At 47.6% G+C, this 7,925-nt stretch carries 4 protein-coding genes and 2 rRNA genes (1 of these 6 running past the window's edge); 4 read left to right on the top strand and 2 right to left on the bottom strand.

Annotation, left to right across the window (positions count from 1 at the left end):
• From NX720_RS07885 to NX720_RS07875, 3 genes are all read left to right on the top strand, one after another.
• A 23S ribosomal RNA gene (locus tag NX720_RS07885) occupies positions 1-2,181 on the top strand; it begins 1,241 nt to the left of the window's first position.
• 188 nt (positions 2,182-2,369) lie between these two features.
• Positions 2,370-2,485: ribosomal RNA gene (gene rrf, locus NX720_RS07880) — 5S ribosomal RNA — on the top strand.
• Between the two features lie 88 nt (positions 2,486-2,573).
• A complete protein-coding gene (locus NX720_RS07875) occupies positions 2,574-3,902 on the top strand; it encodes a DEAD/DEAH box helicase (RefSeq protein ID WP_262600530.1) in 1,329 nt (442 codons plus the stop codon).
• 63 nt (positions 3,903-3,965) lie between these two features.
• Here NX720_RS07875 and NX720_RS07870 read toward each other — a convergent pair whose 3' ends face one another.
• Entirely contained in the window at positions 3,966-4,625 is a 660-nt protein-coding gene (locus NX720_RS07870; protein ID WP_262600528.1) for a glutathione S-transferase family protein, read from the bottom strand.
• A gap of 249 nt (positions 4,626-4,874) precedes the next feature.
• On the opposite strand from NX720_RS07870, the gene NX720_RS07865 reads away from it, so the two are divergent.
• On the top strand, positions 4,875-6,275 hold the full coding sequence (locus NX720_RS07865) for an SLC13 family permease (RefSeq protein WP_262600527.1): 1,401 nt from the start codon (positions 4,875-4,877) through the stop codon (positions 6,273-6,275).
• A 104-nt stretch (positions 6,276-6,379) separates the two neighbouring features.
• Here the strand turns inward: NX720_RS07865 and NX720_RS07860 are convergent, their stop codons facing one another.
• Positions 6,380-7,909, bottom strand: a complete 1,530-nt coding sequence (locus tag NX720_RS07860) for a hypothetical protein (protein WP_262600525.1) — start codon at positions 7,907-7,909, stop codon at positions 6,380-6,382.
• Between the last annotated feature and the right edge of the window lie 16 nt (positions 7,910-7,925).

Genomic DNA, 7,925 nt, shown 5'->3' with positions numbered 1-7,925 from the left:
CCCTCTTTCATCATTGAAAGATGTACAGAAGCAATGAATGAGTCGGCTAAAACTGTTAATGGCTTTGAAGACCTTGAAGTATTCAAAAGAGCTTACAAGGTATCTTTGGAAATTCACTCACTGAGCTTGAATTTTCCGAAGCACGAACAATTTGCAGGGTTAGCGGATCAAATGCGTCGAGCCAGTAAAGGTATCTGCGCAAACATTGCGGAAGGCTATGGTAAATAAAGCGTATCTAACGCTGAGTTTCGAAGGTTTTTATTAATGGCCATCGGATCAGCCGACGAAATGCGAGTCTGGACGAGATACAGTCTTGACCTTGGTTATATAACCTTGAATCAATGGCAAGCTCTGAAGGCTGAATACCAACAAATAGCCCGGATGTTGACAGGATTACACAGAAGCTGGAAATAGCTTCTAAGCAACCTGTCCTCCGTCTTCTGTCATCTGTCTTCTGATTGCGGTAGAGGAGCGTTGTGTAAGCGGTTGAAGGTGTGCCGGGAGGCATGCTGGACGTATCACAAGTGCGAATGCTGACATGAGTAACGATAAAGGGAGTGAGATCCTCCCTCGCCGGAAGACCAAGGGTTCCTGCGCAACGCTAATCGGCGCAGGGTGAGTCGGCCCCTAAGGTGAGGTCGAAAGACGTAATCGATGGGAAACAGGTTAATATTCCTGTACTCCTTTTGACTGCGACGGAGTGACGGAGAAGGCTAGGCCGGCAGGGCGATGGTTGTCCCTGTTTAAGGTCGTAGGCTGTGGGTTCAGGCAAATCCGGACCCACAAAGCCGAGAACTGATGACGAACCGGCTACGGCCGGGAAGTGGTTGATGCCATGCTTCCAGGAAAAACTTCTAAGCTTCAGGTCAAAAGGAACCGTACCCCAAACCGACACAGGTGGTCAGGTAGAGAATACCAAGGCGCTTGAGAGAACTTGGGTGAAGGAACTAGGCAAAATGGCACCGTAACTTCGGGAGAAGGTGCGCCGGCTGGTGTGAAGGGCTTGCCCCGTAAGCACCGGCTGGTCGAAGATACCAGGTGGCTGCGACTGTTTATTAAAAACACAGCACTGTGCTAACACGTAAGTGGACGTATACGGTGTGACGCCTGCCCGGTGCCGGAAGGTTAATTGATGCTGTTATTCTTCGGAAGAAGCGGTTGATCGAAGCCCCGGTAAACGGCGGCCGTAACTATAACGGTCCTAAGGTAGCGAAATTCCTTGTCGGGTAAGTTCCGACCTGCACGAATGGCGTAACGATGGCCACGCTGTCTCCACCCAAGACTCAGTGAAATTGAAATCGCTGTTAAGATGCAGTGTATCCGCGGCTAGACGGAAAGACCCCGTGAACCTTTACTACAGCTTCACAGTGGATCTTGATGTTGCTTGTGTAGGATAGGTGGGAGGCTTTGAAACGTGGACGCCAGTCTGCGTGGAGCCGACCTTGAAATACCACCCTGGCAATATTGAGGTTCTAACCCAGGTCCCTAACCGGGATCGGGGACATTGTGTGGTGGGTAGTTTGACTGGGGCGGTCTCCTCCCAAAGAGTAACGGAGGAGCACGAAGGTTGGCTAAGCACGGTCGGACATCGTGCGGTTAGTGTAAAGGCACAAGCCAGCTTGACTGCGAGACGTACATGTCGAGCAGGTACGAAAGTAGGTCTTAGTGATCCGGTGGTTCTGCATGGAAGGGCCATCGCTCAACGGATAAAAGGTACTCCGGGGATAACAGGCTGATACCGCCCAAGAGTTCACATCGACGGCGGTGTTTGGCACCTCGATGTCGGCTCATCACATCCTGGGGCTGAAGCCGGTCCCAAGGGTATGGCTGTTCGCCATTTAAAGTGGTACGCGAGCTGGGTTTAGAACGTCGTGAGACAGTTCGGTCCCTATCTGCCGTGGACGTTGGAAGTTTGAGGAGAGCTGCTCCTAGTACGAGAGGACCGGAGTGGACGAACCACTGGTGTTCGGGTTGTGTCGCCAGACGCATTGCCCGGTAGCTAAGTTCGGACGGGATAACCGCTGAAAGCATCTAAGCGGGAAGCCCCCTTCAAGATGAGACTTCCCTTGACCCTAGAGGTCACATAAGAGACGTTGAAGACTACGACGTTGATAGGCGGGGTGTGTAAGCGTTGTGAGGCGTTGAGCTAACCCGTACTAATGACTCGAGAGGCTTGACCATATAACGCCAAAGCGATTTGAAGAGCTTGAAGCTATAAGCTTGAAGCCGGAAGCTGTACGCAATAGTGAGAGAGTGTAGAGCAAGAATAAACAAAGCTGTTTAAGTATATTTTGGATTCCAGGAGCGTTCAGCTTCGAGCTTTAAGCTTATAGCTTCCAGCTTGAGAGCCGAAGGCTCGACCAGTTTTGCCTGGTGACCATAGAGCGTTGGAACCACCCGATCCCATCCCGAACTCGGAAGTGAAACGACGCATCGCCGATGGTAGTGTGGGGCTTCCCCATGTGAGAGTAGGTCATCGCCAGACACTTATTTAGAAAACCCCAGTCGAGAAATCGGTTGGGGTTTTTGCTATTTGCTGTTCGAACAAATAGTAAAATACGAGAGATCATTCTATGAATTTTGATTCCCTGGGCCTTTCAGCCCCTATTCTGGAAGCGGTAGCCGAGGAAGGTTATGAAACGCCTTCTCCAATTCAGAGCAAGGCGATTCCAGCAGTACTGGAAGGCAGGGATGTCATGGCCGCAGCGCAAACAGGTACTGGTAAAACGGCAGGCTTTACTCTGCCAATTCTGGAACTGCTGAATCGTGGCGAACGTGCCGGTCCAAATCAGGCTCGTGCTTTGATTCTTACCCCAACAAGAGAGTTGGCTGCACAGGTCGGTGATAATGTTCGTGCTTACAGTCGACACTTGCCATTAAGCTCCGCGATTGTTTATGGTGGCGTGAAAATTAATCCACAAATGATGCGTATGCGTCGTGGTGCTGATGTTCTGATTGCAACTCCCGGCCGTTTACTGGATTTGTATAATCAGAATGCCGTCCGGTTCAAACATCTTGAAGTACTGGTACTGGATGAAGCTGATCGTATGCTGGATATGGGCTTTATTCATGATATTAAGAAAATCCTGAACATCCTGCCTAAACGTCGCCAGAACTTGATGTTTTCTGCCACTTTTTCTGATCAGATTCGAACTCTGGCGAAGAGTCTGGTGAATGACCCTGTTGAGATTTCTGTTAGCCCCCGCAATACCACGACCAAATTAGTGAAGCAGTGGGTGTGTCCGGTTGATAAAAAACAGAAGCCAGCCCTGTTAACGAATTTGATCAAAAAACATAAGTGGGAGCAGGTGCTGGTGTTTACCCGCACTAAGCATGGTGCAAACCGTTTAAGTCGTCATCTTGATGATAAAGGCATTAAATCGGCGGCTATCCACGGCAACAAAAGTCAGGGGGCTCGTACAAGAGCACTGTCTGAATTTAAATCTGGCGATGTTCGTGTGCTGGTTGCAACGGATATCGCCGCTCGCGGTCTGGATATTGATCAGCTACCTCAGGTCGTAAACTTTGATTTGCCTAATGTGGCTGAAGATTATGTACATCGTATTGGTCGTACCGGTCGTGCCGGGGCAACCGGTCAGGCGGTTTCTCTGGTTTGTGCTGATGAAGCCGACCAGTTAGGTGACATTGAGCAACTGATACAACAGACTCTGGAGCGCAAGGAGATTGCCGGTTTTGAGCCTGTGCATACTGTACCTGAAACCGGCCATGATCCTTCGCGTCGCCCGAGAAAGCAGAAGAAACCGAAAAAACCAAAGGTTGGTCATAAAGATGGTCAGCGTTCAGGTGCTAAAAAAGCACCCAAAAGGCCCCGGGAAAAAGCCGAACCCATTCTGACAACTCCACGCAAAGCACCGCGGCGCAGAGTAAAACCAAAGGTCTGAGATAAGTGGGTTCTTCAGTCGTTCTTCCCGCGCAAGCGGATCTCCGCCTGCGCGGGAAGGCTGTCAACTCTGGCGGATGAGGATGGCGCTACTATCTTGTAGTCGCTGTAGAACCCGTTCTTCATAATCCTCTACTACTGAGCCTTTAACTGAAGGGCGCTGAAGCAGGTTGTTCGACCAGTTCTTCAGCCCTGGTAAATGTTCAAGCAGGCCTGTATTGAAATGGCGATCAAGCAGATCAATCAAGCAAAAAACCGGGGCGTAGGCGGTGTCGACAAGGCTGAAGCGCTCACCATTAAAGAACTTTCCACCTTTCAGCTGTGCTTCAAGCTGGTTCAGCTGTGTTAAAAGCAATGAACGTTCTTTTTCCAGCGACTCTTCGTCTTCGGCAGTCCTCAGGCGGTGGCTGGTCATTAGCAGGCTGGAACCAAACTCGATCCAGGCACGGTTCCGGGCTTTTGCAAAAGGGTCTTCAGGGTGCAGTGACGGCGGAGTGATTTCATCAAGATATTCATTGATAACGGCGGACTCAAATAAAATGTCGTCGTCGTTTATTCGCAAGACTGGAACCTTACCCAGGGGGGAAATTTCCAGGAACCAGTCTGGTTTGTTGTCCAGTTCGATATAGGTGACATCAAAGGGGATATTTTTTTCCAGAAGAGTGATCACTGAACGCTGAACATAGGGACAGAGTTTGAAGCTGATCAGTTCTATTTTTGGCATGATATGTACCATTTTTGTTCTGAATTCATTGTGAACTCAGAAAGTTACAAAGTAATGAGAAAATATAGTTGCCAACGTTTGATTGTGTGAGTTTTTGGTTAAAAAAGTTAATAGGTTAAATATTTTAGTGATCTGGCTCAGCACTGTTTTCATTAGATTAGGGCATTATTAATGCGTCTGACGGATTTGATGCCATTTCAAGTCTTCGTAAAGATACCCAGTGAATTACACCTTCTGAAAGTCTGAGCCATGCCGCTTAAAAAATTGATACCTATATCTCTCATATTTCTTGTTCTTTTTTTCTTTCCCCAGATGATTTTTCCGGAAGGCATGTTCAGTGTATTGCAGCAACGTGTACTGGCGATCTTCGTGCTGGCCACCATGATGTGGATAAGCGACGCTGTACCCGCTTTTGCAACATCGCTGCTGATTATCATGCTGCTGGTGCTGACGACCACGAACAGCGCTCCTTTCCCGTTACGTGAAGCCCTGGGGGATGAGGCTCTGGCTTACACGTCAATTTTCAATAGTTTTGCTTCGCCAGTCATTATTCTGTTTCTGGGCGGATTCTTTATTGCCATGGCCTGTGCCAAATACAAGCTTGATCTGAACCTTGCCCGCGTCCTGTTGAAACCGTTCGGGACACGTTATGAGATCGTTATGCTGGGTGTAATGATTATTACCGCGGTGTTCTCCATGTTTATGAGCAACACGGCCACCAGCGTAATGATGCTGACGATCATGACACCTCTGCTGGCGAAAATGGACAGTTCTGATCCGGGTTGTCGTGCCCTGGTTATTTCTATTCCTATTGCGGCGAACCTGGGGGGAATGGGAACTCCAATTGGTACACCGCCCAATGCGATCGCGTTTCGTTACTTTGTCGGTGAGTACGCCCTGAGTTTTGGTGGCTGGATGGCCTTTGCAGTGCCTGTTACCGTTGTGCTGATTGCTTTCAGCTGGTGGTTGCTGCAGAAGTTGTACCCTTCCAAAAGCAAAGAGATCAGCATCACCATCGACTCCCGGTTTGAGCTGGGTCTGAAGCCTTACATTGTTTACGGTACTGTGATTACTACAGTGTTGCTGTGGATGCTCTCCAGTTTCCATGGCATTAACGCCTATGCAGTGGCCATTATTCCAGTGGCTGTATTCAGCTTAACCGGCATTGTTGAAAAGAATGACCTGAAAAACATCAGCTGGGATGTTCTGTGGCTGCTGGCCGGTGGTATCGCGATTGGTACTGGTCTTGCCTCTTCCGGTCTGGCTGAAAAAGTGGTCAGCCTGGTACCGTTTGATAACTACAGCGGTGCCATGATTATTCTGGGTATCAGTATTCTGTGTATGGTGATGGCGACGTTTATGTCCCACACCGCGACGGCTAACCTGCTGATGCCGATTGCTGTTTCCATGTCGGTTTCTATTGCCAGCATTGCCGACCTTGGTGGTCTGGTGGTAATGGGTACTGCGGTTGCCCTGGCTTCCTCTCTGGGTATGGGGCTGCCCATCAGTACACCGCCCAATGCCCTGGCCCATGCTACGGGCCTGGTGGATACCAAAGACTTTATCAGGACGGCGCGAATCATCAGCCCGGTGGGGGTGTTGCTGATTTATGGGGTTTTGCTTGGACTGGCGTCCATTAATTTCTTCTGATCAGCAGACTGCCCCAGTGACCGGGAGTGTTATCCGGTCACAGGGGCAATCATGAAACCAGCTTCGTTTCGCTCGAAGCCGGACAGGGCCATTCTCATGGCGGGTTATGGGTTAGAAAAATGCTTCTCCATTACCATCTTTACATTGGCTTTTTCTTTTTCATACCCTCCCCCGTCAGGCTTACCGACAGCCTGTGCCACATACATCCTGATTTCAAAAGGCTCAAAATCAGGAAGTTGTTCTTTGTTTGCTGCTACGTACCTTCGGTTTTTGTTACGGAAAGTGTCTGAAATGAGTACATGCTCTCCTTCAAGTTTGCTGGCATCTTTTCTGGTGCTGTAGTTTTTTGGTGAAATAACTATTGGTGTTCTTGTGGAAAAACGAATGAACTTTTCTACTTTTTTGCTTTCGCTTAAATTAAGAAGGGCTGTGGAACTAATAATTGCATTGAAAAAATAGTTGTCAACGGGAGTCAGCGTTAAAGATAGAGGTCCTCCAAAAAGTCTCCTGATACTCTGTTTGTCGTACCATGAATCGCCATATTTACTGTAACTTCTGGAGTTAAATATCTTGTAGGAGTAATCAGTTATTTCATAGAGGTCAATACCCAAGGATTGAAGGTGGTCGTAGCTTCCGGTTTTCTCACTCTCAGCCAAACCTCCAAGATAATGGTATTTAGCGTGCTTCCATTTTGTAAATAAATGTTTCGTATTCGATCTATTAACGTAAGTTTTTAGATTATTAAAACGATTGAAGTCAATGACTTCAAAAAATGTGGCACGATAATTAACTTCATTAGAGCCCTCTTGCATCTCTCTAACGGGTGTTAGCCTGTTTGTAATGAAGGGAATGGCTGCTATTTTGTTACTGCCGTTAAAATATATTTTTGCTTTAATAACTCCAGAAAAAATGAATCCGGATAAATTGGCTGAATTGTAATAATACTCCATGTAAGATGCAGGGACCCTACACTTTTTCTCTTCATAAGAGTTGGGGTTCATTTTAATGTAAGTGTCGAAATCATAAATTCCTTTTGCCTTTTCTTCATAAATATCCTTTGGCTTGAATGTGAAGTATTTAAGGATACCACCGCTGCAGTAGGAAAGGCCGCATCTGAATGTATAGGGTGCATGTTCACAAGGGAAAAAACCGTTAAGTCGTGCGTTAAATTTAACCTCTTCTGGTGTTGCCAGATGTTTCAGATAATAAGACAGGTCAGTACTTGGTTTTGCGCGGAGGGCAGGCGGGTTATAACGTATCTGAGAGAGAGGAACAGTTGTGCTTTGCGGTGTTGTCTCCACGGTAGAGGGGGTGGTAGTAGTAGAGGGTGCGGTAGGGGGTGTGGTAGAGGGTGTGGGAGTCTTTTCAAGTAAGATTGCTGCCAGATAGTCGAGAGGGATATTTTTGGTATTGCCATTAGTATTCATATTTCTGAATACCTGCTTAAAATTTTCCGGGAGCTTTTCCCATGACAAAGAGACTCTTGTTCCTCTATTTAAAAAATCTTTGTTCGGTCTGGCTTCTGGTTTGTCATTGGTCGCTTCTGACAAGCCAAATGAATGGACAGACAAGGGTTGAAGACAGATAGATAAAAGAAAATAAAACCTGAAGAGATTCACTAAATTTTTCATCATATTATGTCTTTGTTGG

The organism is Endozoicomonas euniceicola (genome assembly GCF_025562755.1).
Taxonomy (GTDB): Bacteria; Pseudomonadota; Gammaproteobacteria; order Pseudomonadales; family Endozoicomonadaceae; genus Endozoicomonas_A; species Endozoicomonas_A euniceicola.
This window is presented reverse-complemented; position numbering and strand designations above follow the sequence as displayed.